Annotated in this window: 24 protein-coding genes; 15 read left to right on the forward strand and 9 right to left on the reverse strand. The window is 70.9% G+C overall.

Going from position 1 to position 25,470, the window contains the following annotated elements; all coding sequences use genetic code 11:
• Nucleotides 1-16: 16 nt before the first annotated feature.
• Nucleotides 17-751 (reverse strand): UDP-2,3-diacylglucosamine diphosphatase, encoded by a 735-nt coding sequence (gene lpxH, locus ACOZ90_RS12385; RefSeq protein WP_422893959.1) that lies wholly within the window; start codon nt 749-751, stop codon nt 17-19.
• A 102-nt stretch (nt 752-853) separates the two neighbouring features.
• On the opposite strand from lpxH, the gene gltX reads away from it, so the two are divergent.
• Nucleotides 854-2,275, forward strand: a complete 1,422-nt coding sequence (gene gltX, locus ACOZ90_RS12390; protein ID WP_422893960.1) for a glutamate--tRNA ligase — start codon at nt 854-856, stop codon at nt 2,273-2,275.
• Nucleotides 2,276-2,307: 32 nt separating this feature from the next.
• On the forward strand, nt 2,308-2,832 hold the full coding sequence (locus ACOZ90_RS12395; protein WP_422893961.1) for a transcriptional repressor: 525 nt from the start codon (nt 2,308-2,310) through the stop codon (nt 2,830-2,832).
• A gap of 24 nt (nt 2,833-2,856) precedes the next feature.
• On the opposite strand, the gene ACOZ90_RS12400 is transcribed toward ACOZ90_RS12395, so the two are convergent.
• Entirely contained in the window at nt 2,857-5,073 is a 2,217-nt protein-coding gene (locus ACOZ90_RS12400) for a TonB-dependent receptor (protein WP_422893962.1), read from the reverse strand.
• Between the two features lie 71 nt (nt 5,074-5,144).
• Between ACOZ90_RS12400 and ACOZ90_RS12405 the strand changes: the two genes are divergently transcribed.
• The 3 genes from ACOZ90_RS12405 to ACOZ90_RS12415 all read left to right on the forward strand — a co-directional run bounded on the left by ACOZ90_RS12405 (nt 5,145) and on the right by ACOZ90_RS12415 (nt 6,674).
• Nucleotides 5,145-5,537: a MerC domain-containing protein gene (locus ACOZ90_RS12405; protein WP_422893963.1), complete on the forward strand. Its 393-nt coding sequence runs from the start codon at nt 5,145-5,147 to the stop codon at nt 5,535-5,537.
• An 83-nt stretch (nt 5,538-5,620) separates the two neighbouring features.
• Nucleotides 5,621-5,791: a 30S ribosomal protein THX gene (locus ACOZ90_RS12410; protein WP_422893964.1), complete on the forward strand. Its 171-nt coding sequence runs from the start codon at nt 5,621-5,623 to the stop codon at nt 5,789-5,791.
• A 160-nt stretch (nt 5,792-5,951) separates the two neighbouring features.
• Nucleotides 5,952-6,674: a hypothetical protein gene (locus ACOZ90_RS12415; protein WP_422893965.1), complete on the forward strand. Its 723-nt coding sequence runs from the start codon at nt 5,952-5,954 to the stop codon at nt 6,672-6,674.
• A gap of 46 nt (nt 6,675-6,720) precedes the next feature.
• Here ACOZ90_RS12415 and ACOZ90_RS12420 read toward each other — a convergent pair whose 3' ends face one another.
• Both ACOZ90_RS12420 and hutI read right to left on the reverse strand, forming a co-directional pair.
• The gene (locus ACOZ90_RS12420) at nt 6,721-7,923 is read right to left on the reverse strand and encodes a dipeptidase (RefSeq protein WP_422893966.1); all 1,203 of its coding nucleotides are present in this window, start codon (nt 7,921-7,923) and stop codon (nt 6,721-6,723) included.
• 85 nt (nt 7,924-8,008) lie between these two features.
• Complete coding sequence (gene hutI / locus ACOZ90_RS12425) at nt 8,009-9,241, reverse strand: imidazolonepropionase (RefSeq protein ID WP_422893967.1); 1,233 nt, start codon at nt 9,239-9,241, stop codon at nt 8,009-8,011.
• Between the two features lie 62 nt (nt 9,242-9,303).
• Here hutI and ACOZ90_RS12430 point away from each other — a divergent pair, with 62 nt between their 5' ends.
• The 6 genes from ACOZ90_RS12430 (at nt 9,304) to ubiM (ending at nt 15,595) form a co-directional block, all read left to right on the forward strand.
• Nucleotides 9,304-10,536 (forward strand): formimidoylglutamate deiminase, encoded by a 1,233-nt coding sequence (locus ACOZ90_RS12430; protein ID WP_422893968.1) that lies wholly within the window; start codon nt 9,304-9,306, stop codon nt 10,534-10,536.
• 225 nt (nt 10,537-10,761) lie between these two features.
• Complete coding sequence (locus tag ACOZ90_RS12435; RefSeq protein ID WP_422893969.1) at nt 10,762-11,241, forward strand: RNA polymerase sigma factor; 480 nt, start codon at nt 10,762-10,764, stop codon at nt 11,239-11,241.
• 2 nt (nt 11,242-11,243) lie between these two features.
• A complete protein-coding gene (locus ACOZ90_RS12440; RefSeq protein WP_422893970.1) occupies nt 11,244-11,834 on the forward strand; it encodes a hypothetical protein in 591 nt (196 codons plus the stop codon).
• Between the two features lie 77 nt (nt 11,835-11,911).
• Nucleotides 11,912-13,303, forward strand: a complete 1,392-nt coding sequence (locus ACOZ90_RS12445; RefSeq protein WP_422893971.1) for a serine hydrolase — start codon at nt 11,912-11,914, stop codon at nt 13,301-13,303.
• A gap of 33 nt (nt 13,304-13,336) precedes the next feature.
• Complete coding sequence (locus ACOZ90_RS12450; RefSeq protein WP_422893972.1) at nt 13,337-14,326, forward strand: alpha/beta hydrolase family protein; 990 nt, start codon at nt 13,337-13,339, stop codon at nt 14,324-14,326.
• A gap of 99 nt (nt 14,327-14,425) precedes the next feature.
• Nucleotides 14,426-15,595, forward strand: a complete 1,170-nt coding sequence (gene ubiM, locus ACOZ90_RS12455) for a 5-demethoxyubiquinol-8 5-hydroxylase UbiM (protein WP_422893973.1) — start codon at nt 14,426-14,428, stop codon at nt 15,593-15,595.
• A 5-nt stretch (nt 15,596-15,600) separates the two neighbouring features.
• Here ubiM and ACOZ90_RS12460 read toward each other — a convergent pair whose 3' ends face one another.
• From ACOZ90_RS12460 to ACOZ90_RS12470, 3 genes are all read right to left on the reverse strand, one after another.
• Nucleotides 15,601-16,086 carry a methylated-DNA--[protein]-cysteine S-methyltransferase gene (locus ACOZ90_RS12460; RefSeq protein ID WP_422894115.1) on the reverse strand — a complete coding sequence of 162 codons (486 nt, stop codon included), beginning with the start codon at nt 16,084-16,086 and terminating at the stop codon, nt 15,601-15,603.
• A 5-nt stretch (nt 16,087-16,091) separates the two neighbouring features.
• On the reverse strand, nt 16,092-17,582 hold the full coding sequence (locus tag ACOZ90_RS12465; RefSeq protein WP_422893974.1) for a DNA-3-methyladenine glycosylase 2 family protein: 1,491 nt from the start codon (nt 17,580-17,582) through the stop codon (nt 16,092-16,094).
• 97 nt (nt 17,583-17,679) lie between these two features.
• Entirely contained in the window at nt 17,680-18,939 is a 1,260-nt protein-coding gene (locus ACOZ90_RS12470) for an alkaline phosphatase family protein (RefSeq protein ID WP_422893975.1), read from the reverse strand.
• Between the two features lie 156 nt (nt 18,940-19,095).
• Here ACOZ90_RS12470 and hutU point away from each other — a divergent pair, with 156 nt between their 5' ends.
• Nucleotides 19,096-20,775, forward strand: coding sequence for a urocanate hydratase (hutU, locus tag ACOZ90_RS12475; protein ID WP_422893976.1), 1,680 nt, complete (start codon nt 19,096-19,098; stop codon nt 20,773-20,775).
• Nucleotides 20,776-20,833: 58 nt separating this feature from the next.
• Here hutU and ACOZ90_RS12480 read toward each other — a convergent pair whose 3' ends face one another.
• Nucleotides 20,834-21,388 carry a DnrO protein gene (locus tag ACOZ90_RS12480; protein ID WP_422893977.1) on the reverse strand — a complete coding sequence of 185 codons (555 nt, stop codon included), beginning with the start codon at nt 21,386-21,388 and terminating at the stop codon, nt 20,834-20,836.
• A gap of 147 nt (nt 21,389-21,535) precedes the next feature.
• Here ACOZ90_RS12480 and ACOZ90_RS12485 point away from each other — a divergent pair, with 147 nt between their 5' ends.
• The 3 genes from ACOZ90_RS12485 to ACOZ90_RS12495 all read left to right on the forward strand — a co-directional run bounded on the left by ACOZ90_RS12485 (nt 21,536) and on the right by ACOZ90_RS12495 (nt 23,671).
• Nucleotides 21,536-22,027, forward strand: coding sequence for an MgtC/SapB family protein (locus tag ACOZ90_RS12485; RefSeq protein WP_422893978.1), 492 nt, complete (start codon nt 21,536-21,538; stop codon nt 22,025-22,027).
• Between the two features lie 89 nt (nt 22,028-22,116).
• Nucleotides 22,117-22,356, forward strand: a complete 240-nt coding sequence (locus ACOZ90_RS12490; RefSeq protein WP_422893979.1) for a hypothetical protein — start codon at nt 22,117-22,119, stop codon at nt 22,354-22,356.
• A gap of 130 nt (nt 22,357-22,486) precedes the next feature.
• Nucleotides 22,487-23,671 (forward strand): COG3904 family protein, encoded by a 1,185-nt coding sequence (locus ACOZ90_RS12495; protein ID WP_422893980.1) that lies wholly within the window; start codon nt 22,487-22,489, stop codon nt 23,669-23,671.
• On the opposite strand, the gene ACOZ90_RS12500 is transcribed toward ACOZ90_RS12495, so the two are convergent.
• Nucleotides 23,560-25,470: an ABC transporter ATP-binding protein gene (locus tag ACOZ90_RS12500; protein WP_422893981.1), complete on the reverse strand. Its 1,911-nt coding sequence runs from the start codon at nt 25,468-25,470 to the stop codon at nt 23,560-23,562. The genes ACOZ90_RS12495 and ACOZ90_RS12500 overlap by 112 nt on opposite strands.

A 25,470-nucleotide genomic window follows, 5' to 3' on the forward strand; every position in this document is an offset into this window, starting at 1 on the left:
ATTCGTGGGGCCTCTACTACAGGGAGGCGAGGTCGAAGCTGCCGTCGGGGCACGCGCGCAGCACCGAACCCTGCTCATACCAGTCGCCCAGGACCATGCGGCGGTGGGGGTGGCCGTCGATGTCCAGGTCGTGGATGGCCGGGCGGTGGGTGTGGCCGTGGATGAGGGTGTCGATGCCGTAGCGGCGCAGGGTTTGTTCGATTGCGTCGGGCGAGGCGTCGGTGATGGTTTCCATGGTGCCGGCGTCCTTCATCGCGCCCTGGCGCGCCTGGCTGGCGGCGCGGGCCTGCTGGGCGAAGGCGAGGCGGGCCTGGAGGGGCTGGGAGAGCATGTGTGCGCGCCACTGCGGGCTGCGTACCTGGGCGCGGATCTTCTGGTATTCGACGTCGCCGGTGCACAGCAGGTCGCCGTGCATCAGCAGCACGGGCTTGCCGTAAAGGTCGATCACCGACGGGTCGGGAAGGATCCGCATGCCGGCGCGGGCGGCGTAGTCGCGGCCGAGCATGAAGTCGCGGTTGCCGTGCATGAAGAACAGCGGCACGCCGGCGGCGTCCAGGGCGGCGAGCTTGCCGGCAACGAAGGCACCGGCTTCGGAGGGGTCGTCATCGCCAACCCAGGATTCGAACAGGTCACCGAGGATGTAGAGCGCGTCGGCGCGGCCGGCCTCGCCGTCGAGGAAGTCGCCGAACAGGCGGGTGATCTCCGGGCGTTCCGGATCCAGGTGGAGGTCGGCGATGAACAGCGTGGTCATCGCACAATGATAACGGCAGCCGGTGTCGGCCAATGACAAAAAGCAGCCCTGTCCGTGGGATCCGACTAGAATTGCGGGTTCCCCTGCAATTCATCCGCCCCAATGACCGTTCGCACCCGCTTCGCCCCCAGTCCCACCGGCTATCTGCATATCGGCGGCGCCCGCACCGCGCTGTACTGCTGGCTGGCCGCGCGCCGTGCCGGCGGGCAGTTCGTGCTGCGGATCGAGGACACCGACCGTGAGCGCAGCACCCAGGGGGCGATCGACGCGATCCTGGAGGCGATGGAGTGGCTGGGCCTGGACTACGACGAGGGCCCGTTCTACCAGACCCGCCGCCTGGAGCGGTACCGCGAGGTGGCCGAGCAGCTGCTGGCCGAGGGCAAGGCCTATTGCGCCTATGAGACCAGGGAAGAGCTGGACGCGATGCGCGCGGCGGCGATGGAGAAGGGCGAAAAGCCGCGCTACAACGGCGCCTGGCGCGAGCGTGGCGGCGAGGCCGAACTGCATGCGTCGCGCCGCGACGATCCCAACCGGGTGATCCGGCTCAGGAACCCGCTGGACGGCTCGGTGGCCTGGGACGACAAGGTCAAGGGCCTGATCGAGATCGCCAACAGCGAGCTGGACGACCTGGTGATCTTCCGCCCGGACGGCCACCCGACCTACAACTTCGCGGTGGTGGTGGACGACATCGACATGGGCATCACCGACGTGGTGCGCGGCGACGACCACGTCAACAACACCCCGCGCCAGATCAACATCTACGAGGCGCTGGGGGCGAAGGTGCCGGCGTTCTCGCACCTGCCGATGATTCTGGACGAGAGCGGCGCCAAGCTGTCCAAGCGCACCGGTGCGGCGGACGTGATGCAGTACCGCGACGCCGGCTACCTGCCGCACGCGCTGCTCAACTACCTGGTGCGGCTGGGCTGGTCGCACGGCGACCAGGAGGTGTTCTCGATTGAGGAGATGCAGCGGCTGTTCGACCTGAAGGACGTCAATGCCAAGGCCGCGCGGCTGGATGCCGCCAAGCTGGGCTGGCTCAACCAGCAGTACCTCAAGGGCGATGCGCCCGAAGCCGTGGCCGTGCACCTGGAGTGGCACCTGCGCAGCGCGGGGCTGGAGCTGTCCGCGGGGCCTGCGCCGGCCGACGTGGTGGTCGCCCTGCGCGACCGGGTACAGACGCTGGCGGAAATGGCCGAGCGCGCGGCGGTCTGGTACCGGCCGCTGACCGAATACGACGACAAGGCCGTGGCCAAGCACCTCAAGCCCGAGGCGGCGGCGGTGCTGGCCGACGCGCGGGCGCGGCTTGCCGGGCTGCCTGAATGGTCGGCCGAGGCGATCGGCGAAGCGCTCAAGCAGGTCTCCGAGGCCCAGGGCGTGGGCATGGGCAAGGTGGCGCAGCCGATGCGGGTGGCGATCACCGGCACCCAGGTCAGCCCGGATATCGGCCACACTGTGTACCTGGCCGGCCGCGACGGCGCGCTGGAGCGGGTCAACGCGGCGATCGCGAAAATCCCCGCGGCTTGAGTAGCGGGGCGTTCGCCACCATCATCCATGGCATGGCCAGCGCCTGCACCGATCCCAAGCACCACGTCCACGATGCGGCCGAGTTCGTCGCCGCGGTCGAGGCCGCGTGCCGGCAGCGCGGCCTGCGCCTGACCCCGATCCGCAGCTACGTGCTCGGCCTGATCGCCGAAGCCGACCGTCCGCTGAAAGCCTACGACCTGCTGGATCGGGTGCGTGACGGCGGCGGGCCGGGTTCGGCGGCGCCGCCCACGGTGTACCGCGCGCTGGATTTCCTGCTCGCGAACGGGTTCATCCACCGGCTCGAGTCCATCAACGCCTTCGTCGCCTGCCACCATCCCAGCAGCCGGCCGCACTCGGTGCCGTTCCTGATCTGCGACAACTGCCAGGACGCGACCGAGCTGGAAGACGAGCGCGTGGTGGAGTCGCTCGACGCCCGTGCCCGCGCGCTGGGCTTCACCCCGCTGGCCCAGACCCTGGAAGTGCACGGCCTGTGTGCCGCCTGCAGCCGCGAGAAGGCGGAAACCCCGCAAGCGCCAGCCAGGCCGCGCGGCGCATGAGCGCGCCACGCGCTCCGCACCGGATCAGAAGAACAGCCGCACGCCCGCGTTGACGCTGCGACCCGGCAGCGGCGCCAGGTGGCTGATGAACGAGGTATGCGGGCGGGCCTCCTCGTCGAGCAGGTTGCTGCCGTCCACGAACACCTCCCAGGCCTTGCCGCCAGCCGTATCCAGGTGCCAGGTCAGCCCGGCGTGCACCAGGGTGTAGCCCGGCGACTCGTGCTCATGTTCGGCCACGCGATCCTGCGAGGCGTAGCGCACCGCGCCCAGGTTGGCGCGCCAGGCGTCGTCCGCCGAGCGCCAGCGCAGTTCCGCGCCCACCCTGGCCGGGGCGATGCGGGGCAGGTTGCCGTCCAGCGCGATTTGCGCGGTGTGGTGGTGGGCGTGGTTGCCGTGCGGCACGCTGAACGACACCTCCCGCGTGCCCGATCCGGCCAGCCGTGCGCGGACGACGTCGCCGAAGCTGCGCAGCGTCCACTGGCCGCGCTCGTCGTCGAGCAGTGTCCACTGCACGTCCAGCTCGCCGCCGCTGAAGCGGGCGTCGGCCTGGTTCCAGACCCGTGCCGGCAGGCCGCCGTCGACCACGCCGGTATCGGCGAGATAGATGAAGTCGTCGTATTCGATGTGGTACAGCGAAGCGCTGACCAGCAGCCTGTCGCGGTGCCAGTGCATGCCCAGCTCGGCGCGGTTGGCGGTTTCCCGATCCAGGCCGGCGTTGCCGAATTCGTAGCTGCTGGTGGCCACGTGCAGGCCATCGGAGTACAGCTCCTCCGAGGTCGGCACGCGCTGGGCGCGATCCAGGCCGAAGGACAGGTGCAGGCCTTCGCCCACGTGCCAGCGGGTCGCGGCCGACAGGCTCAGGCCGTCGAAGTTGCGCGAAGGGCCGGTGACCACGTCGATCCGGTTGCGGTCGTAGCGGGCGCCCAGCTCCAGGTCGATGGCGTCGAAGCTGCGCTCGCCGATCCAGAACAGGCCGGTGTCGCGGGACTTGGAATCCGGGACGAACGCCTCGGCGCCCATCGCGTGGAAGTCGCGCTGCGAGAACTGCAGGCCGAACGCGCCGTTCCAGCCGCCCAGCGGCTGGTGCACCAGCTCGATCCGTCCTTCCACGCTGTCGTTGTCGAACACGGTGCCGACGGCGTTGTCCTCGTACTCGGTGTGGGTGTATTGGTTGTGGGCCAGCTTCACCCGCAGGCTTTCAAAGCCGCGCATGTCGTCCAGCCCGGCGCGAACCTCGCTGCGGCGCTGATCCATGACGATATGCACGCCGTGTTCGTCGTCGTGCCCGTACTCATGTCCGTGGCCGTGATCGTGATCGTGATCGTCGTGAGCGTGGCCGTGATCGTGGCCGTGCCCATGATCATCGCCGGGGTGTACGTGCCCGGGCACGCCGTAGCGCGACTTGAACATGCTGTAGCCCGCGCCGATGAATCCGCGCTCGCCGATGAACGAGGCGCCAAGCGCGGCGCTGTCGGTGCGCAGGAAGCTGTTCGGCAGGCGGCCGTGGGCGCCGTGGTCGTCTTCGTGGCCGTGGTCGTGATGGTGGCCGTGATGATCGTCCGCCGCCTCGGCATGGCCGGGGATCCGGTAGTCGCCGGTTTCGCGGTGCAGGGCGTCGAAGTGGAACACGAACCTGCCGGACGAATCGGTGCCGTCCAGGCGAACCATGCCGGTGCGCTCGTCGGAGACGCTGCCGGCCCGCAGCTCCGACCGGCCCTCCAGGGGCTGGAAGGTGGTGGTTTCGGGGATCCTGCCGTCGATCACATTGACCGCGCCGCCGATCGCGCCGCTGCCGTAAAGCAGGGTGGCGGGGCCCTTGAGCACCTCGATCTGGTTGGCCAGGAACGGCTCAATCGTCACCGCGTGATCCACGCTCACCGTGGACACGTCGCCCGAGGACAGTCCGTCGCTGAGCACCTGCACCCGCGCGCCGTCCATGCCGCGGATGATCGGCCGGCCCACGCCCGGGCCGTGGTACGAGGACTGGATGCCGGGCAGGCGGCCTACGGTTTCGCCCAGCGAGGCCGCCTTGACTTCATCCAGCCGCTCGCCGGCCAGCACCTCGACCGGCTGGGTCAGATCCTCGGCGGACTTGGCCAGGGGGCTGGCGCGCACGATCACCGCGTCCAGATCCCGGGGTTCGGTATGGCGGGGGTCGTCCTGGGTGTCCGCCATGGCGGGAGCGGACAGCGCGGCGAGCAGGGCGAAGCACAGGCGGTGGGGGGTGGGGGAACGCGGCATCGGAGGAAGCAGTAGCGGGGCGGAACCGAATGTTATAATATTTCAATCCCGCCGCGTCGCCGCCAAAGGTCATGCCCATCACAGATACGCGCCTGCGCAAGGCCGACCGCTTCGGATTCGCGGCGTCCTTCCTGTGTGCGCTGCACTGTGCGCTGCTGCCGCTGGCGGTTGCGGTGCTGCCGGCGCTGGGCCTGAACGTGGGCGGCTGGATCGATTTCGACCAGGCCTTCGTGGTCTTCGCCACCGTGCTGGGCGTGACCACGCTGACCGTGGGCTACCGCCGCCACCGCGCATTCCGGGCCTGGGCGCTGCTGGTGCCGGGCTTGGCGATGGTGTGGGCCGGGGCGTTCACCTGGCTGCACGACCACGGCCTGGCGCACGCCCTGATCATGGTGGCCGGCGGGCTGCTGCTGGCCGGCGCCCACCTGATGAACCTGCGCCTGAGCCACGCCCGCGCGGGCTGATCGGCGGGGCCGCGCGTGCTAGCATTGACCGGTTAGCTCGCCGGTTCCGGCGCGCGCCAGACAACAGATTCCAGGAGATTTCGATGGGCAAGGGCGATCGCAAGACCCTCAAGGGCAAGCGCTACAACTCCAGCTACGGCAACAGCCGTCCGCATCGCATCGGCACCGCCGCCGCCGCGCAGGCGCCGGCCGCCGGCAAGGTGGTCAGGCCGGGCAAGAAGGTCGTGGCGAAGAAGACCGTCGTCAAGGAGTAATCCTCCTCGCCGATGACGAAAGAAGGCCCGCCCCGTGCGGGCCTTTTTCATGTCCGCTTCGCTGCGGCCGGAAGACAGTTGTCACAGTGACCTCCTTCACGTGACGCCGCCGCGGGGCTGCAGGAACCTGCGGATCCAACGAGGCGAAAGGAGGAGCGTCATGAAGGTGCAGGGGAACCGTTTTCTGGTGGTGTATTCGGGTCTGTTGACGGCGGTGTTCGCGGTGGTGGTGCTGACCGGTGCCGCGTCATCGGGCAAGGCTTCGTTCGAGGAGGTCGATGTCCAGCGGCTCAACCTGCGCGAACCGGATGGGACGCTTCGCTACGTGCTGAGCAGCTCGGCGCGATTCCCGGGCGCGATCATCCGCGGGGAGGAGTACGAGCACCCGCGGCCGCAGGCCGGAATGCTGTTCTACAACGACGAGGGCAGCGAGGTCGGGGGACTGATCTTCGCCGGCGGAACCGACGAGGAAGGCAATGTGCGTTCCGGCGGCAGCCTGACGTTCGACCGCTACGAGCAGGATCAGATCGTGCAGATCATGGGCCTGGACGGCGGCGCCCACTACGTGGCGGGCATGCAGGTCTCCGACCGGCCAGACAGATCCATCGCCGAGGATTTCGGTGAATCGGGCGCGCTGGAGGCGATGGATGCCGATGAGCGCAGGGCGCTGATGCAGGAGCGCCGCGCGCAGAACCACTATGGCGCCGACAGGCTGTTCGTGGGCCGGTCGGGCAGCGGCAACTCGGTTTTGATGCTCAATGATGCGGCCGGCAAGCCGCGCATGATGCTGCAGGTGGCACCGGGTGGCGAGGCTTCGATCCAGTTCCTGGACGAGGAAGGCGAAGTGGTCGGAGAACTGACGCCGGAGTCGGTGGCCGGGTGACCGGACGACGGGGCCGCGCTCGCGCAGGAGCGCGGCCCGATCTCCTTCAGCGTCCGGCGGCGGCCTCGATATCGCTCCAGGCGCGCAGCATGTTGCCGCCCAGGATCTTGCGGATGTCCCCGTCGCTGTAGCCGCGGCCCTGCAGGCCGGCCACCAGGTTGGGGAAGTCGGCCACGGTGCGCAGGCCCTCGGGCAGGTCGCCGCCGACGCCGTCGAAGTCCGAGCCCAGGCCGATGTGGTCGACGCCGATCAGCGCCACCCCGTAGTCGATCTGGTCGAGCACCGGCTCGATGGTGATCTCGGGGGTCGGATGCGCCTGCTCCCAGGCGCGCTCGAATTCGCCCCGATCCTCCAGCGGCTCGCCGGCCGCCTCGCGCTCGGCGTTGCGGCGCGTGAAGTCGTCGGCGGCGACGAAGTAGGCCTGGGTGTCGGCGGCCGCCTGGCCGTCGACGAACATGATGCCGAACGGGATCTGGACGACGCCGCCGGTTTCGGCGACGGCCTTCGCCAGCTCGTCGCTGATGTTGCGCTCGAAGCCCGGGGTGAAGTGGCGGAAGCCGGAGTGGCTGGCGATCACCGGCGCGGTGCTGGCCTGGATCACGTCGCGGGTGGTGTCGTCGGACAGGTGCGAGACGTCGACGATCATGCCGAGCCGGTTCATCTCGGCCACGACCTCCAGGCCGAACGGGCTCAGGCCGTTCCACTTGCGTTCCAGGGTGTAGGAGGAGTCGCCGATGCGGTTGTTGCCGCTGTGGGTCAGGCCGATGTAGCGCACGCCGCGGTTGAAGAACACCTCCACCTGCGACAGGTCGTCGCCCAGCGGGCCGGCGTTCTCCATGCCCATGGCCAGCAGCACCCGGCCGCCTTCGCGCAGGGTGTCGACGTCGCCGGGCGAGGTGACGATGGCGAACCTGTCGGGGTGGCGCGCGGTGAGCGCTTCCACCGCGTCGATCTGGTTGTGCGCGTGCTGGCGGGCGGTGCCGGCCTCGTCGCGGCCGTGCGAGGTGTAGATGGCCATGAAGCCGACGTCCAGGCCGCCCGCGCGGGCGCTCGGGTAGTCGAACTCGCGGCCGGGGGCTTCCTCGCCAAGGTCGACCCAGCTGCCGAGCAGGCGGCCGGGGGCGTCGATGTGGGTATCGACGATGATCGCGTCCTGCGCGAGCTGGCGGGCGGCTTCGGGCGCTTCCTGCGCGGCTGTGGTGGAGGCGGCGAGCATGACGGCGGCGGCAAGCAGGGAGCGACAGGGCATGTTGTTTCCTCAGGTGGATGCGATCAACCGCCCGAACGATACGCCACCGGGGTCGGCGTGCGCCATGTGCATGAAGTCGCGTGGGTCAGGCGATGCGTCGGCCGTTGGCGTGGACGCTGGCGGCCAGCTGGCCGCCGAGCCAGTAGCACAGCTCGGCCGGCTGGCCGACGTTCCAGTGCACGAAGTCGGCGCGCATGCCGGGGCGCAGTACGCCCCGGTCGTCCATGCCGAGCGCGCGCGCGGCGTTGACCGTGGCCCCGCGCAGCGCTTCCTCCGGAGTCAGCCGGAACAGGGTGCAGGCCAGCTGCATCGCCTGGCGCAGCGACAGCAGCGGCGCGGTGCCGGGATTGCAGTCGGTGGCCACCGCCATCGGCACGCCGTGGGCGCGGAACGCGTCCAGCGGCGGCAGGCGGGTCTCGCGCAGCACGTGGAAGGCGCCGGGCAGCAGCACCGCGACGGTGCCGGCCTCGGCCATGGCCCGCACGCCGGCTTCGGAGGTGTATTCGACGTGGTCGGCGGACAGGCCGTCGAACTGCGCGACCAGCCCGGCGCCGCCGCCGTCGCTGAGCTGGTCGGCGTGCAGCTTCACCGGCAGGCCGAGCGCACGCGCGGCCTCGAACACCCGCCGGGTCTGTTCGATGCTGAAGCCGATGGTTTCGGCGAACGCATCGACCGCGTCCACCAGCCCTTCTTCGTGCAGGCGCGGCAGCCATTCGACGACGGCGTCGATGTAGGCGTCGGGACGCTCCTTGAACTCCGGCGGCAGCGCGTGCGCGGCCAGGTAGGTGGCGCGCACCTGCACGCCCAGTTCCTCGCCCACGCGCCGCGCCGCGCGCAGCATCCGCCGCTCGCTGTCGAAGTCCAGGCCGTAGCCGGACTTGATCTCCAGCGTGGTGACGCCGTCGGCGACCAGGGCGCGTGCGCGGGGCAACGACTCGGCCAGCAGCTGATCCTCGCCGGCCTCGCGCACCGCCTTCACCGAGGACACGATGCCGCCGCCGGCGCGTGCGATCTCCTCGTAGCTGGCGCCCTTGAGGCGCTGTTCGAACTCGCCCGCGCGGTTGCCGGCGAACACCAGGTGGGTGTGGCAGTCGACCAGGCCCGGGGTGACCAGGCCGCCGCCCAGGTCGATGACCGCGCCGGACAGGCTGTTGGGATCGGCGGGCAGGGCGGTGCGCGGGCCGGCGTACACGATCGTGCCGTCGCGCCAGCCCAGCGCGCCGTCCTCGACCAGGCCGTAGCCGCTGTCGGCGTCCAGGGTGGCCAGGGTGGCGCCCAGGGCCAGTCCGTCCCAGGGGGTTCGCTGTGATTCGTCCATGCCCGGATTGTACGGAAGGGCCGGGACTACGCATCGTGAGCGCGTCGCGCGACAATGCCGGCATGGAAAATGTCGCGACCCGCACCGCCGCCGGCTGGCGCCTGCCCGCCATTCCCAACCTGCATTCGCACGCGTTCCAGCGGGCGATGGCCGGCATGGCCGAGCGCCGCACGGATCCGGCCGATTCGTTCTGGACGTGGCGCGAGACCATGTACCGCTTCGCCGGGCGGATGACGCCCGACACCATGCGCGCGGTGGCCGCGCAGCTGTACGTGGAGATGCTGGAGGCCGGCTACGGCTCGGTGTGCGAGTTCCAGTACGTGCACCACCAGCCGGACGGCACGGCTTACGACGACCCGGCGGCGATGTCGCGGGCGCTGATCGAAGCGGCGCGCGAGACCGGCATCCGCATGACCCTGCTGCCGGTGCTGTACATGACCGGCGGCTTCGATGGCCGCCCGCTGGGCGAGCGCCAGGCGCGCTTCGGCCACGACGTGGAGGGCTACCTGCGCCTGCTCGACCGCCTGCGCGCGCTGGAGGACGCGCGGCTGAAGGTGGGCGCCTGCTTCCACAGCCTGCGCGCGGTGCCGCAGGCGGCGATGCGCGAGGTGCTGGGCGGGCTGCCGCCGGCCATGCCGGTGCACATCCACATCGCCGAGCAGATCGGCGAGGTGCAGGACTGCCTGGCGCTGCGCGACGCGCGGCCGGTTGAATGGCTGTACGCGAACTTCGACGTCGACGCGCGCTGGGCGCTGGTGCACGCGACCCACCTGACGGCGGAGGAGACGCGCGGCATCGCCGGCAGTGGCGCGACCGTGGTGCTGTGCCCGACGACGGAGGCCAACCTGGGCGACGGGCTGTTTCCGCTGCGCGCCTACCTGGATGCGGGCGGGCGCTGGGGCATCGGCTCGGATTCGCACATCTCGGTGTCGCCGGTGGAGGAGCTGCGCTGGCTGGAGTACGGGCAGCGGCTGGCGAGCCGCCATCGCAACATCGCGGTGCGCGAATCGGAGAGCGTGGGCGAGACCCTGCTGCGCGGGGCGCTGGCGGGCGGTGCGGACGTGACCGGGCTCGATGCTGCCGGCGACTGGATCGAGCTGGATCCGCACGCGCCGACGCTGGTCGGGGCGACCGTGGAGGACGTGGTCGACCGCTGGATCTTCAGCGGCAACCGGCCGGTGGTGGAGACGGTGTGCATCGACGGCGATACCGTGGTCAGCGGCGGTCGGCACCGTGACAGGGATGCGATCGCGGCGCGGTATCGCCAGGCGATCCATGAGCTGGGTTCCGCCTGATGGATTCGCGGGCGGGCCGGTGGGGTACCCCTTGCCGGGACACGCCGTGAATACGTCCCTGTAGGCTTGTCGGCGACGTCCATGTCGCCGACAGTCCCGGCAAGGGGTACCCCACCGACCCCTGATCCAGCGCTCAGGATGGGAGATCGCGGGTGCTCCGATCCCGGCCTGAAAATTTCCGGGCTTCGCTGCGACCAATCTTCATGAGTCCCGGAAAAGGCACCCATGGAAAAGACGGATACCAACGCGGCGTTCACCGCGATGCTGGAGGACAACCAGCAGGCGCTGGCGCGGCTGGCGCGGCGCTACGCGGGGCCGGACGACTGGCGTGACCTGGTGCAGGACATGCATCTGCAGCTGTGGCGCAGCTTTGCCGCCTTCGACGGCCGCGCGCAGCTGTCCACCTGGGTCTACCGGGTGGCGCTGAACACCGCGCTCAGCCACCTGCGCAGGCCGCGCCGGGAGCACGTGCCGCTGGACGCGGTGCCCGAGCGCGGCGACAGCGGGCACGCGGTCGATCCGATGGACGTGCTCGACGCCTTCCTCGCCACCCTGGAGCCGGTGTCGCGCGCGGTGCTGCTGATGGATCTGGAAGGGCTGCCGCGCGAACAGGTGGCCGAAGTGCTGGGACTCAGCCCCAACGCCGTGGCGGTGCGCATGACCCGCCTGCGCCAGGCGTTCGAACAACATTTCGTGGAGGGATGAGCATGGACTGGGACAGCATGAAGCAGCGCTGGCAGGACGACGCAGCCGCGGCGCCCGACGTCCGCATCGAGGCGCTGCGGTCGCTGGATGAAAAGATGCGCAGGCGGGTGCGGCGGCGCGACCTGATCGAAACGGTGGCGGCGGTGGCGGTGGTCATCTTCTTCACCCTGGCCGCGCTGGGCATGGCGACAAAGGGCGAATGGGCCGCAGTCGGCTTCTCGGTGCTGCTGGTGGTCTGGGGGGCGCTGATCCCGCTGCGGCTGCGGCAGGCCCGCCGGCAGGTGCCGGAACCGGAGCCGCAGCTGCCGCTGGTGGAGAACCTCGGGCGCCAGCGCGATGCGGCGCTGGCCCAGGCGCGGATGCTGGAGCAGGTCTGGCTGTGGTATCTCACGCCGCCCATGATCGGCATCTTCGGGCTGACCCTGGTGCTGCGGGGCCCCTCGATGTTCTCGCTGGTGTACCTGGCGGTGGTCGTGGCCCTGTATGCCGGCATTGCCTGGTACAACCGCCACGTGGCCAGGACGAGGTTTCGGGCCCATGCCGAAAGCCTGCAGTGCCAGATCAATGCCCTGGACGGGGAGGAGGCCGCATGAGCCGGCGCCCGCTCCAGTCGCGCGCCATGCGGGGCGCTCGTCCCTGTCTGGTTTCCACCCGTTGCAAGGAGAAGCCCATGCTGCGATCCAACCGCCTGTCCGCATGCCTGATTGCCGGTACGCTGTTGTTCCTTTCCGGAGCCGCCAACGCCATGGATGACAACGCGCTGGGCGACATCCTCGACCGGCGCGTGCTGGGCGACGTCAGCGGCGTCTGCATGGCGGCCGCGGTGATCGAGGGCGACAGCGTCGCCCGCGCCTGGCGCTGCGCCGATCCGGCCAACGCCGGCCGCATCGGCCCGGACGTGGCGTTCGAGATCGGCTCGGTCACCAAGACCATGACCGGGATCCTGCTGGCCGACCTGGTCGCCAGGGGCGAGGCCTCGCTGGACGACCCGCTGGCCGACCATCTGCCGGAAGGCACCGTGGTGCCGGACTACGAGGGCCGGCCGATCCTGCTGCGGCACGTGGTCACCCACACCTCCGGCCTGCCGCGGCTGCCTTCGCGGCTGGATATCACCGATCCGGGCGACCCCTACGCCGGGTTCACGGACGAGGCCCTGCTCGCATCGCTGCAGGACGTGACCCTGGCCCAGGCCCCGGGCGAAGTCTTCGAGTACTCCAACTTCGGCACGATGCTGCTGTCGCTGGCCCTGGCGCAGCGCGCCGGGGTCGACTTCGAGCGCCTGCTGGATGAGAAGCTGCTCACCCCGCTGGGCATGGACAGCACCTACATCAACAGGCGGCCGGACGGGCTCCGGGTCGCCGCGGGGCACGTGACCACCGGCGCGCAGACGCCGCCGTGGACGTTCAGCGGCAGCATGGCCGGGGTCGGCGGCGTGCGCTCCACGCTCGACGACATGGTGCGCTATGCAAAGGCCCAGCTCGGCGGCGCGCAGGGCGCGGTCGGCGAAGCGATCAGCCTGGCCCAGCGGCCGGTGGAGACCGCCGCCGACCAGCCGATGGCAATGAACTGGCTGCTGATGCCCATCGGCGAGCGTCTTGTCCACGCGCATGACGGCGGCACGGGCGGCTTTTCCTCGATGGTGGTCTTCGATCTTGAGCAGGGCCGGGCGGCGGTGGTGCTGGCCGATACTGGCCTGGCGGCGATGGGCGGCGTGAACGATGTGGCCGGCCACCTGCTCGATGGGAGCATCCCGCTGGGCGAGCCGCGGCGCCCGCTGGAGCGTCCGGAGGTCGTGCCGACGCCGTCGCCCGAGGCGCTGCGCGAGTACGCGGGCACCTATCCGCTGATGCCGGGCTTCGAGCTGGAGGTGAGCGAGCAGGGCGGAGTGCTGCATGCGCAGGCCACCGGCCAGGGCGCGTTCCCGCTGGATCCGGTCGATGCCGACGTGTTCGCGGCGGACGCCTACGACATCGAGATCCGGTTCTCGCGCAACGATGCCGGTGAGGTGACAAAGCTCGACCTGCACCAGGGCGGCAATACGATGAGCGGCGAACGCAGGTAGCCCCGGCGGGGGCCCCAACCGGGAGGACGCACGATGAAGATCCGACACGTTGCCCTGATGCTCCTGCTTGCCGCCGCGGTGTCGGCCGGATGGGCGCAGGAGCCGTCGTCGCCGCCCGCGCCTGCCTACACCGAGCGTGACTTCAGCGTGGGTGAGGGCGACCTTGCGCTCCCCGGCACGCTGGCGATGCCGCAGGGCGCGGGTCCGTTCCCGGCGGTGGTGCTGGTGCATGGCTCCGGCCCCCAGGATCGCGATTCCACGATCGGCCCGAACCGCCCGCTGCGCGATATCGCCCACGGGCTGGCCGAACGCGGTATCGCGACGCTGCGCTACGACAAGCGCACGAAGGTGTATCCGATCGCGGTGTCCTTCGATCCCGGTTTCAACGTCGACAGGGAAAGCACGGATGACACCGTGGCCGCGGTGGCGGCACTGCGGGCAACGCCGGGGGTCGACCCGGGGCGGGTGTTCGTGTTCGGACACAGCCTGGGCGCGATGCTGACCCCGCGCATCGTGCAGCGGGCGGAAGGCGCGGCCGGCGGGATCATGCTGGCCGCGTCCCCGCGCAGCATGCTGGATCTGATCCCCGAGCAGATGGAGCGCATGGCCGGGATCCAGGGCGTCACGCCGGCCGCGCTCGCCGCACGCCTTGAGCCGATCAACGATCTGATCGCGCGGCTGCGCGCCGGTGAAGACGCGTCCGATTCCACGGCGATCCTGGGCGCTCAGGCGGCGTACCTGCGCAGCGCCGATGCGCTGGATCCGGTCGCCGACGCGCGCGCGCTGCAGCAGCCGCTGCTGATCCTGCACGGCGGGCACGACATCCAGGTCACCGACGCCGACTGGCAGGGCTGGGTGGATGCGTTCACCGATGACCCGCGCGTCACCCTGAAGCGCTATCCGCAGCTCAGCCACCTGGGCATCGTCGCCGACCCCGACCGGCCGATGGCCACCTACCAGGAGCCGGGCGTGGTGGATGAGGGGCTGATCGACGAGGTGGCCCGCTGGATCCTGGCGCGGTGACGCCGGCCCGGGCGCCCGTCGCCCGATCCTGACCTGGATCAATGCCATCGGCCACAATGGCCCGCAAGCTGGCGTTCCTGACCAGCGGGAGCGGTTCGAATGCAATTCGATGTCGTCGTCGTGGGGGCCGGCCCGGCGGGGCTGTGCTTCGCCCGTTCACTGGCCGGCAGCGGGCTGTCGGTGGCGGTGGTGGAGAAGCAGCCGCTGCAGGCGATCCAGGAGCCGGCGTTCGACGGCCGCGAGATCGCGCTGACCCACGCCTCGCGCGGGATCCTGGAGCAGCTTGGCCTGTGGGAGCGCTTTGATGCGGCCGAGGTTTCGGAGCTGCGCGACGCCAAGGTCAGCGACGGCGACTCCGCCCACGCGCTGAGGATCAGCTCTGCCGACGGCCGCAGCGACCGCCTCGGCTGGCTGGTGCCCAACCACGTGATCCGGCGCACCGTGTATGAGGCGGTGGCCAGGCAGGACGATCTTGAACTGGTGACCGGCTGCGGCGTGCAGTCGGTGGCCGAGCGCGGTACCGGCATCGAAGCCACGCTCGAGGATGGCCGCGTCCTGCGCGCGCGCCTGCTGGTGGCCGCTGACAGCCGCTTCTCGCAGGTGCGCCGGATGCTGGGCATCGGCGCGACCATGCGCGACCACGGCAAGCGGATGATGGTGTGCCGGTTCGAGCACACGCTGCCCCACCACCACGTGGCCTGGGAGTGGTTCGACTATGGCCACACGCTGGCGCTGCTGCCGCTGAACGGGAATCTCTCTTCGGCCGTGCTCACCCTCGGCCCCGGGGAGATGGACAGGGCCGAAGCCATGGACGACGCGGCCCTGGCCGCCGACCTGCAGCGGCGCATGCGCGGCGAGCGCGGCGAGGTGACCATGACCGGCACCAGCCACGTGTACCCGCTGGTATCGGTGTACGCCGAACGCTTCGTCGCCCGGCGCGCCGCGCTGGTGGGCGACGCCGCGGTGGGCATGCACCCGGTGACCGCGCACGGCTTCAACCTGGGGCTGCAGGGACAGGCGCGGCTGGCCGAGGTGGTGCTGCAGGCGCACCGCGAGGGCGCCGACATCGGCTCGGACGCGGTGCTGGCGCGCTACCAGCGCCGCCACAACGCCGTCGCGCTGCCGATCTACGCCGGCACCCGCACCGTGGTGGAGCTGTACAGCAACCAGCGCCCGCTGGCCCGGGTGCTGCGCCGCGCGACCCTGCGCGTTGCCAACCGGCTGCCGCCGTTCCGGCGCGCGATCGCCGCCCACCTCACCCAGGGCTGAGCCGCTCAGCCGGGCAGGGCGCCTTCCAGCCTGAGCAGGAACCGCTTGGTCGGCAGGCCGCCGCCGAAGCCGGTCAGCGAGCCGTCGGCGCCGATCACCCGGTGGCAGGGCAGCACGATCGGCAGCGGGTTGCGGCCGTTGGCGGCGCCCACGGCGCGCGAGGCCGTGGGCCTGCCCACGCGCGCGGCGAGCTGGCCGTAGCTGAGGGTTTCGCCGTAGCCGATGCCGGCCAGTGTTTGCCAGACCTGGCGCTGGAACGGCGTGCCCTGCGGCGCCAGCGGCAGGTTGAAGCTGCGCCGCTTGCCGGCGAAGTATTCGCCCAGCTGCCGCCGGGCGCGCTCCAGCAGCGGATGTGCGGACTGTTCCCAGTCATCGCCGCGTTTGACCGGATGCTTCGCGTCCTGGAACTCGATGGTGTGCATGCCGGCGTCGGATGCGGCCAGCAGCAGCGGGCCGATGGGGCTGTCGATGCGGGTGTAGTGGATGGTCATGGTGGTCACGCCTGGGTGGGGGTGGAGGCCTCGCGCCAGAGCTGGATCGCGGCATAGCCGCGCCAGGGGCGCCAGCTGTCTGCGCGCTCGCGCAGTGCCCTGGCCGGCATGCGGACGCCGTCGGTGGTGATGGCCTTTTGCAGCACCAGGTCGCCATCGGGAAACGCGTCGGGGTGGCCGAGCGCGCGCAGGGCGATGTAGTGGGCTGTCCACGGCCCGATGCCCGGCAGCGCACTCCAGTGCGCGACGAAGTCGTCCAGGGTGGCGTCGGGCTGGAAGTGAACCTGGCCGTCGAGCACGGCGCGGGCAACGGTGCGCAGGGTCTGCGCGCGCGTGCGCGTCAGGCCGATGCCGTCCAGGTCTGCGTCGACGATCGCCTCGGGCGTCGGGAACAGCCGCTCAAGCCCGTGCGCGGCAAACGCTTCGGGCAGCGGCGCGCCGTGCCGCTGGGCCACGCGCCCGGCGATGGTGCGTGCGGCGGCCACGCTGACCTGCTGCCCGATCACCGCGCGGGCCGCGATTTCGAAGCCGTCCCAGCCGCCGGGGATGCGCAGCCCGGGGCGCCGGCGCACCAGCGGGCCGACCCGCGTGTCCTGGCGCAGCACCGCGGCGATGGCGCGCGGATCGGCGTCCAGGTCGAACATGCGCCGCAGCCGGCTGACGATCTCCAGCAGCTGCAGCGGGACGGCGCCGTGCAGCTCCAGCTTCAGCGCGTTGGCGCGCCGGCCGCGCGACCCCGGCCACTGGCTGATGCGCAGCCAGCCCGGCGCGTCGGCAGGGCCGAAGGCCCGCGCATACCCGGCTGCATCCACCGCCTCCACGCCGGGCAGGGCGCGGCCGCGCAGGAAGGCCAGCGTCGCGGCGAAGTCGTATGGCGGCCGGTAGCCCAGGCGCATCACCAGCGTCCGGCCGTCGGCCACCGCGGTGCGCTTGCGCAGCTCGCGCGGGGCCATGCCGTAGGCCTCCCGGAAGCTGTGGTTGAAGCGCCGCAGGCTGCCGAACCCCGCGGCCAGCGCCACCTGGGTGACCGGCAGCGCGGTCTCCGTCAGCAGCTGCTTGGCGAACAGCAGCCGGCGGGTGCCGTGCACCCCGATCGGCGGCGCGCCCAGCCGCTGCACGAACAGCCGCCGCAGCTGCCGCTCGCCCACGTGCACGCGCGCGGCCAGCTCGGCCAGCGGCCGTCCGGCCAGGGCGCCCTGGTCGATCAGCTTCAGCGCCCGCGCCACCACCTCGTCGCCGCGCCGCCAGCTGCCCGACTCGGGCGACAGCTCGGGCCGGCAGCGCAGGCAGGGCCGGAAGCCGGCGGCCTCGGCGGCCGCTGCGCTGGGGTAGTAGCTGACGTTGGCCGACTTGGGCGCCGGCGCCGGGCACACCGGCCGACAGTAGATCCCGGTGCTGCTGACCGCGGTGAAGAACAGCCCGTCGAAGCGCGGATCGCGGCTCTGGCGGGCGCGTTCGCAGACCGCGCGGGCGGGGAGGGTGGACGCATGCTGCATGCCCGCAGACTAGCACCGCCGGCCGGCCCGGACTGGCCGTTTTCGGACATGGATGCCGCGCCGGGGCCGCGCCAGCGGCTGACGGGGAAACCCGGCCTCAGCGGGCGCTTTCGGAGTCCAGCGCCGGCAGCAGGGTCTGCGGGTTGCCGTCGTGTTCGGCCGGCTCCACGCCGAGCAGGCGCGTCAGCAGCGGATAGACGTCGACGTTGTCGAACGCCGGCAGGCGCACGCCGCTGGCGAACGACGGCCCGCTGGCGATGAAGATCGCACGCATCGACTCCAGCGCCGGGTCGTATCCGTGCGAGCCGCGGGTACCGGGCGGCCGGCGCTCGATGAACCGCGCGGGCAGCGCGTCCCAGCCTTCCTGCATCTGGCAGACGATGGCCGGGATCCGCGGATGGCTGCCGTAGTTCCAGCGCGCCGGCAGCTCCTGCCTGCGCCAGCACTGGTGGCGCTCGTGCGAGCCCAGCAGGGCCCGTTCGGCCTCCGCTTCGCGGCCCGCGACGGGGTTGAACCCGACCGACTGGCCGAAGCTCGCCGGCTCCACCAGCTCCGGATCCACCATGTCCTCGAACGCCACCACGTTGCCCTCCGGCACCGCCGCCATGCCGTGGTCGGAGACGATCACCAGATCCACGCTGCCGGCCAGGCCGTTGCGCTGGATGCCTTCAAGCAGCCGGCCGATCTGCGCATCCACCGCGCGCATCGCCTCGCGCAGCTCCGGCGACCCCGGCCCGTGTGCGTGCGCGGCGCCGTCGGGGTGTTCGAAATAAAGCGTGGCCAAACGCGGGCGGGTGGCCGCCGGCTCCGACAGCCAGCCCAGCACCCGATCCACCCGCTCGGACTTGGGCAGGGTGGAATCGAACTGCGTCCAGCGGCTCGGGCGCACGCCGCGCACCGGGGCCTCGCTGCCCGGCCAGAACAGGGTGGCGGTCGGCATGCCGGCGTTTTCGGCGGTCACCCAGATCGGTTCGCCGTCGCTCCACCAGCGGCCATCGCCCACGGCCTCGCGGTTGCTCAGGGTGAACCGGCCCAGCTCCGGATCCAGCATGCTGTTGTGCACGACCCCGTGCCGGTCCGGGCGCAGGCCGGTGACCAGGGTGTAGTGGTTGGGGAAGGTGAGCGTGGGGTAGGAAGGCAGCATCGCCTCCGCCTGCACGCCGCTGGCGGCCAGGCGCTGCAGGTTCGGGGTGTCGCCGCGGGCCAGGTCGTCGGGATGGACGCCGTCCAGGGACACCAGCAGCAGCGTGTAGGGCTCGGCGGGCTGGCCGGTGGCCGGCGCCGGGGCCGGCGGAGCGCTGGCGCAGGCGGCCAGCAGCAGGGTCAGCAGGAGGGCGGACAGGCGGAGGCGGGGCAAGGCAATCATGGGTGCGGATGATACGTCGCAAATATGACCGCGGCTGTCGCCGGCGCCTGGCGGCGCCGCGCTGGAGGAGGAAGGCGTGCCGGCGATGCGATAATCAGCCGCCGCGCGAACCTGCGGCCGTCATCACCATCGTTTCTGGAGCCCGACATGCCCGACTCCCGCCCCGACCCCCGACTCGACCCGTCCCGCAGCATCCGCGCCCCGCGCGGCACGGAGCTGAGCTGCCGCTCCTGGCTGACCGAGGCGCCGTACCGGATGATCCAGAACAACCTGGATCCGGACGTGGCCGAGCGTCCGGAGGAACTGGTGGTGTACGGCGGCATCGGCCGCGCCGCGCGCGACTGGGCGAGCTACGACGCGATCCTGGAATCGCTGCGCACGCTGGGCGACGACGAGACCCTGCTGGTGCAGTCCGGCAAGCCGGTCGGCGTCTTCCCCACCCACGCCGACGCGCCGCGGGTGCTGATCGCCAACTCCAACCTGGTGCCGGCCTGGGCCAACTGGGAGCACTTCAACGAGCTCGACCGCAAGGGTCTGATGATGTACGGCCAGATGACGGCCGGCTCGTGGATCTACATCGGCTCGCAGGGCATCGTGCAGGGCACCTACGAGACCTTCGTGGAGATGGGCCGCCAGCACTACGGCGGTGAACTCAAGGGCCGGTGGATCCTCACCGCCGGACTGGGCGGCATGGGCGGCGCGCAGCCGCTGGCAGCGTCGCTGGCCGGCGCCAGCTCGCTGACGATCGAGTGCCGCCAGAGCTGCATCGACTTCCGCCTGCGCACCCGCTACGTGGATGAGCAGGCCGATGACCTGGACGATGCGCTGGCGCGGATCGCCAAGTACACGGCGGCCGGCGAGGCGAAGTCGATCGCGCTGCTGGGCAACGCCGCCGAGATCCTGCCCGAACTGGTGAAGCGCGGCGTGCGCCCGGACTGCGTCACCGACCAGACCAGCGCCCACGACCCGGTGCACGGCTACCTGCCGGCCGGCTGGACGGTGGAGCAGTGGCTGGCACAGCAGAAGGCGGATCCGGAGAAGGTTCGCGACGAGGCGATGAAGTCCATGCGCGTGCACGTGGAGGCCATGCTCGCCTTCCACGCCGCCGGCATCCCCACCGTCGACTATGGCAACAACATCCGCCAGATGGCCTTCAACGAGGGCTGCGCCAACGCCTTCGACTTCCCCGGCTTCGTGCCGGCCTACGTGCGGCCGCTGTTCTGCCGCGGCGTCGGCCCGTTCCGCTGGGTGGCGCTGTCGGGCGATCCGGAGGACATCTACAAGACCGATGCCAAGGTCAAGGAGCTGATCCCCGACGACGAACACCTGCACAACTGGCTGGACATGGCGCGCGAGCGGATCAGCTTCCAGGGCCTGCCGGCGCGGATCTGCTGGGTGGGCCTGGGCCAGCGCCACCGCCTGGGCCTGGCGTTCAACGAGATGGTGCGCAGCGGCGAGCTCAAGGCGCCGGTGGTGATCGGCCGCGACCACCTGGACTCGGGCAGCGTCGCCTCACCCAACCGCGAGACCGAGGCGATGAAGGACGGCAGCGACGCGGTCAGCGACTGGCCGCTGCTCAACGCGATGCTCAACGTCGCCGGCGGCGCCACCTGGGTCAGCCTGCACCACGGCGGCGGGGTGGGCATGGGCTACAGCCAGCACAGCGGCGTGGTGATCGTCTGCGACGGCACCGAAGCCGCCGACCGCCGCATCGAACGCGTGCTGTGGAACGACCCCGGCACCGGCGTCATGCGCCACGCCGACGCGGGCTACGAGATCGCCAGGGCCTGCGCGAAGGAGCAGGGCCTCAAGCTGCCGATGGCCTGAAGCAGGAACGCAGTGCGCGTGGCGCACTGCGTTGCGTGGCGTTGCCTGTGGCCGTGCGTCAGGAAGCCGGCCCCTCGTTCGGGTCGTTGAACAGGGCTTCGTAGTTGGCCATGGCGCCGTGCATGTCATGCACGGGGGTGGCGTCGGCGGGGTTGGCGTTCAGGGCCTGGGTGGCGGCCATCAGGCGGGCGAGCACGGCGTGCAGGGCAACGTCCGGCTCCACCGGCAGGCTGCAGTTCTCGAACATGTATTCGACTGCGGCATCCACCTCGGCCGCCCCGGCAACAACCGCGGCTTCATCGGGGGCCTGGCCAAGGCCATCGATGGCGGCGCGCACGCGCGACATGCCTTCGATCAGGGGGGCGTCCGGCTCCCACTGGACGTGGTCGTCCGGCACAGGGAAATCCACGCCGGCGGCGTGGGCGACGTCATGGGCATCGTGGCCGCCGTCGTGCGCCTGGGCGGCATCGGCCTGCGCGTCGGCGGCCGGGGCCTGCTCCACGGCGGCGGTGTCAGCGGCCGGGGCCGGCGGGGCGTCCTGCGCGCAGCCGGTTGCCAGCGCGCCAACGGCCAGCGCCAGCGCCAGGGCAAGGGGAATCTGCTTCAGTTTCATGGAAATCTCCGGAACAGGTGGGATTGTTCGTCCAATTTTCCCTCGCGCGTTCCGCCGGCGCGATGATCCATGTCAAGCAGGCCTGCACACCGTCTTGCTCCTGCATCGGCAACCATCCCGCTGTCAGCCGGACAGGCGAGGTTGCGCATGGGCGTGTGGAACGAGGTGGGAGCGGCATTGGCGTCGGAGTTCGCGGTACCCGATGCCGGCACCATGACCGTGATCGTGTCGCGGGTGGCATGCGCGGCGGTGCTGGGCGGGGTGATCGGCTGGGAGCGCGAGGCCAAGGGGCGCGCGGCGGGGCTGCGCACCCACATGCTGGTGTCGATCGGTGCGGCGCTGTTCGTGCTGGCGCCGATGCTGGCCGGCATCGAGGGCGAGGCGGTCACCCGGGTGATGCAGGGGATCGTGCAGGGCATCGGTTTCCTGGGCGCCGGCGCCATCCTGCGCCGGGAGCGGGGCGGCAGGGTGGAAGGCCTGACCACCGCGGCCGGGATCTGGATGACCGCGGCCATCGGCATGGCCGCGGGCATGGGGCAGGAAATGATCGCGCTAGTCACCACCCTGGTGGCACTGGTGGTGTTTGCGGTGCTGCCGAAGTTCGAAAAATCGAAGCAGGATCCGGCGGCGGCCGAATGATTGCGGGTGGCGCCAGCCAGGCGGCCTTCACGGCAGGATGAATGGGCGGGCGGCATGATGGTTCCCAGCCACACAGCGGAGCACAACCGATGGGCAATGGACAGGGTTCGACCGGCAACGTCATCGCCGCCATCTGCAGCTTCTTCGTCCCCGGCCTCGGCCAGCTGGTGCAGGGCCGGGTGCTGTCGGCGCTGCTGTGGTTCCTGGCCGCGTGCATTGCCGGGGCGATCACCTGGCTGCTGACCCTGTCGCTGTTTCCCTTCGGCTGGTTCCTGGTGAGCGTGTTCGCCTGCATCAACGCGGCGCTGTACCGGCGGCCCGTGGGCTGACCGCACGGCCACGCGGCGGATCCGCCCGCCGCGGCGATTCACCTGTTGTTCGGATGCGGACACGCCTGGCCCCTAGACTGTAGGTAGATCGCCGCGCACCCGGTGCGCGCTCGCCAGCAGCGGAGTCCCGATGCCGTCCCGTCTCCTGAAAGCCTGCCTGTTCGCGCTGTGCGCGCTGCTGCTGGCCGCGTGCCGGCCGCCGGCACCGGCGGATGACGCCGGCACGCTGGAAGCGGAGGCCATCGAGAGCCCGGCGGAGAGCGGCGCGGTGAGCATGGCCCCGGTGGAGCCGGTGCCGGAACAGGCGCCTGAAGCGGATCTCCCCGAGCCAGCGCTGGCCGACGACGTGCTGGACTGGACTCCGATGGAGCTTGCCGACGGCATCCTGTCCATCAGCTGCGAGCTGGACTACGGCGCCGAGGGCGACGGCACGCCGGTCGGGGCGCTGGATCGTGAAACCCTTGAGCAGGCCATGACGCCGTGCAGCGAGCGCGGGGTGATGCGCCTGCGCTACGAGGGGCGGCTGACCGGCGAGTTCACCGCGCTGATCGAGCGGGTGATCGCGCTGGCCGACGAGCTGGAGATCGACAAGCGGGTGCTGGATCTGGACTCGGCCGGCGGCCAGGTCGAGGACTCGATGGAGGCCGGCGACCTGATCGCCGAATCCGGCTGGACGGTCTGGGTGCGCGAAGGCTCCAACTGCCACAGCTCCTGCGTGTTCATCCTCAGCGCCGGCGACAGCCGCCTGATCACCGGCCGGGTGGGCATCCACCGGATTATCCGCATGAGCTCCACCGCCACCACCCGGCGCGAGCTCAACGCCGAGCTGCGGGCCGTGCACGACCGCGTGCGCGGGTACCTGGAGCGCAACGGCGCGGCGGTGGCGGTGGCCGACATGATGATGGTGGTACCCAACCGCAGCCTGCGCCTGCTCAGTACCGAGGAGCTGCAGCTCTACGGCCTGGACGGGGTGAACCCGGCCCAGGACGACCTCGACCGCCTGCGCCTGATGCGCAAGTGCGGCGATGACTTCGTGCGCCGGCGCGACTCGTTCGTACGCGCCTTCGACGCGCGCTGCAAGGCGCCGGACACCGGGCTGGAAGCGCTCAACGCCTGCGGCCTGGAGCTGCGGGAAAACTACGGCTTCCCCGACGAGACCTGCCCGGCCGAGAGCCCGCTGTCCGAATTCGACCTCGCCGCCGACTACGTGTTCGCGCCGGGGCCGGATACCGCCTCCGAGGAAACGGGTGAGGCGGACGAGGCGGACGCCACCTCCGGCGATGCCTCGTCGCAGTCGATGAACCCGCCGGACTGACGCCGCCACAGCTGCGCGTAGATCCCGTCGCCGCCCACCAGCTCCTCGTGGCGGCCGTGCTCCACGATCCGGCCCTCGTCCATCACGATCAGCCGATCCATCGCCGCGATGGTCGAGAGGCGGTGGGCGATGGCGATCACCGTCTTGCCCTCCATCAGCCGGTACAGGTTTTCCTGGATCGCCGCCTCGACCTCCGAATCCAGCGCCGAGGTGGCCTCGTCCAGCACCAGAATCGGCGCGTTCTTGAGCAGCACCCGGGCGATGGCGATGCGCTGGCGTTGGCCGCCCGAGAGCTTCACTCCGCGCTCGCCCACGTGGGCGTCGTAGCCGCGCCGGCCCTCGTTGTCGGAGAGTTCGAGGATGAAGTCGTGGGCGCGCGCCTGCCTGGCCGCCGCGATCATCTCTTCGTCGCCGGCGTCCGGGCGCCCGTAGAGCAGGTTATCGCGCACCGAGCGGTGCAGCAGCGAGGTGTCCTGGGTGACCACGCCCACGTGCGCGCGCAGCGAGTCCTGCTGCACCGTGGCGATGTCGGTGCCGTCGACCAGGATCCGCCCGCCTTCCACGTCGTGGAAACGCAGCAGCAGGTTCACCAGCGTGGACTTGCCCGCGCCAGAGCGCCCGACCACGCCGATCTTCTCGCCCGGCCGGATGTGCAGTGACAGCCCTTCGATCACGCCGCTGCCCTGGCCGTAGTGGAAGCTCACGTTCTCGAAGCGCACGTCGCCCTCCACCCGCGCCAGCGCCGGCGCGCCGGGGGCGTCGTCCACGGTCGGGGGCAGCGAGATCGAATTGATCCCGTCGTGCACCGTGCCGATGTTCTCGAACAGCTGCGAGATCTCCCACATGATCCACTGCGACATGCCCAGGATGCGCAGCGCGAACGCGACCACCACCGCGATCGCGCCGGCGCCTACCGCGCCCTGGTGCCACAGCCACAGCGCGGTGGCGACCGAGCCGAACAGCAGCGCCATGTTGAGCGCGTACAGCAGGCTCCACACGCCGGTGGCCAGGCGCATCTGCCGGTGCACCGTGACCAGGAAGCCGTCCATCGCCTCGCGCGCGTAGGCCTGCTCGCGCTGCGAGTGCGAGAACAGCTTGACCGTGGCGATGTTGGTGTAGCTGTCCACCACCCGGCCGGTCATGACCGAGCGCGCGTCCGCCTGCGCCCGCGCCACCCGCTCCATGCGCGGCACGAAGACCCACATCAGCACCACGTAGCCGGCCGCCCAGGCCGCGAACGGCAGCATCAGCCGCCAGTCCGCCGCGCCCGCCACCACCAGGGTGCCGATGAAGAACACCAGCACGTAGTTGCCGATATCCAGCAGCTTGAGCACGGTCTCGCGCACCGCCAGCGAGGTCTGCATGAGCTTGGTGGCGATGCGCCCGGCGAACTCGTTCTGGAAGTAGCCCATCGACTGCCGCAGCAGGTAGCGGTGCACGTTCCAGCGGATCCGCATGGGGAAGTTGCCCAGCAGCACCTGGTGCTGGATCAGCGAGTTGGCCAGCACCACCAGCGGCAGCGCCAGCAGCACCAGCAGGCCCATGCCCAGCAGGCGCCGGCCTTCTTCGGCCAGGAACGCCGCCGGCGTGGTGTTGCCCAGCCGGTCGACCAGCGCGCCCAGGTAGGCGTACATCGCCAGCTCCGCAAGGGCGATGCCGGCGGTGGTCAGCGCCATCAGCAGCAGCCATTTCTCCGAGCCGCGGGTGTAGTGGCGGCAGAACGCGTACAGGCTGCGCGGCGGCTGCGCCGGGGGATCGGCGGGGAACGGGTCCAGGCGGTTTTCAAACCAGCGGAACAT

The sequence above is a fragment of the Luteimonas dalianensis genome (genome assembly GCF_049339425.1).
Classification (GTDB): Bacteria; Pseudomonadota; Gammaproteobacteria; order Xanthomonadales; family Xanthomonadaceae; genus Luteimonas; species Luteimonas dalianensis.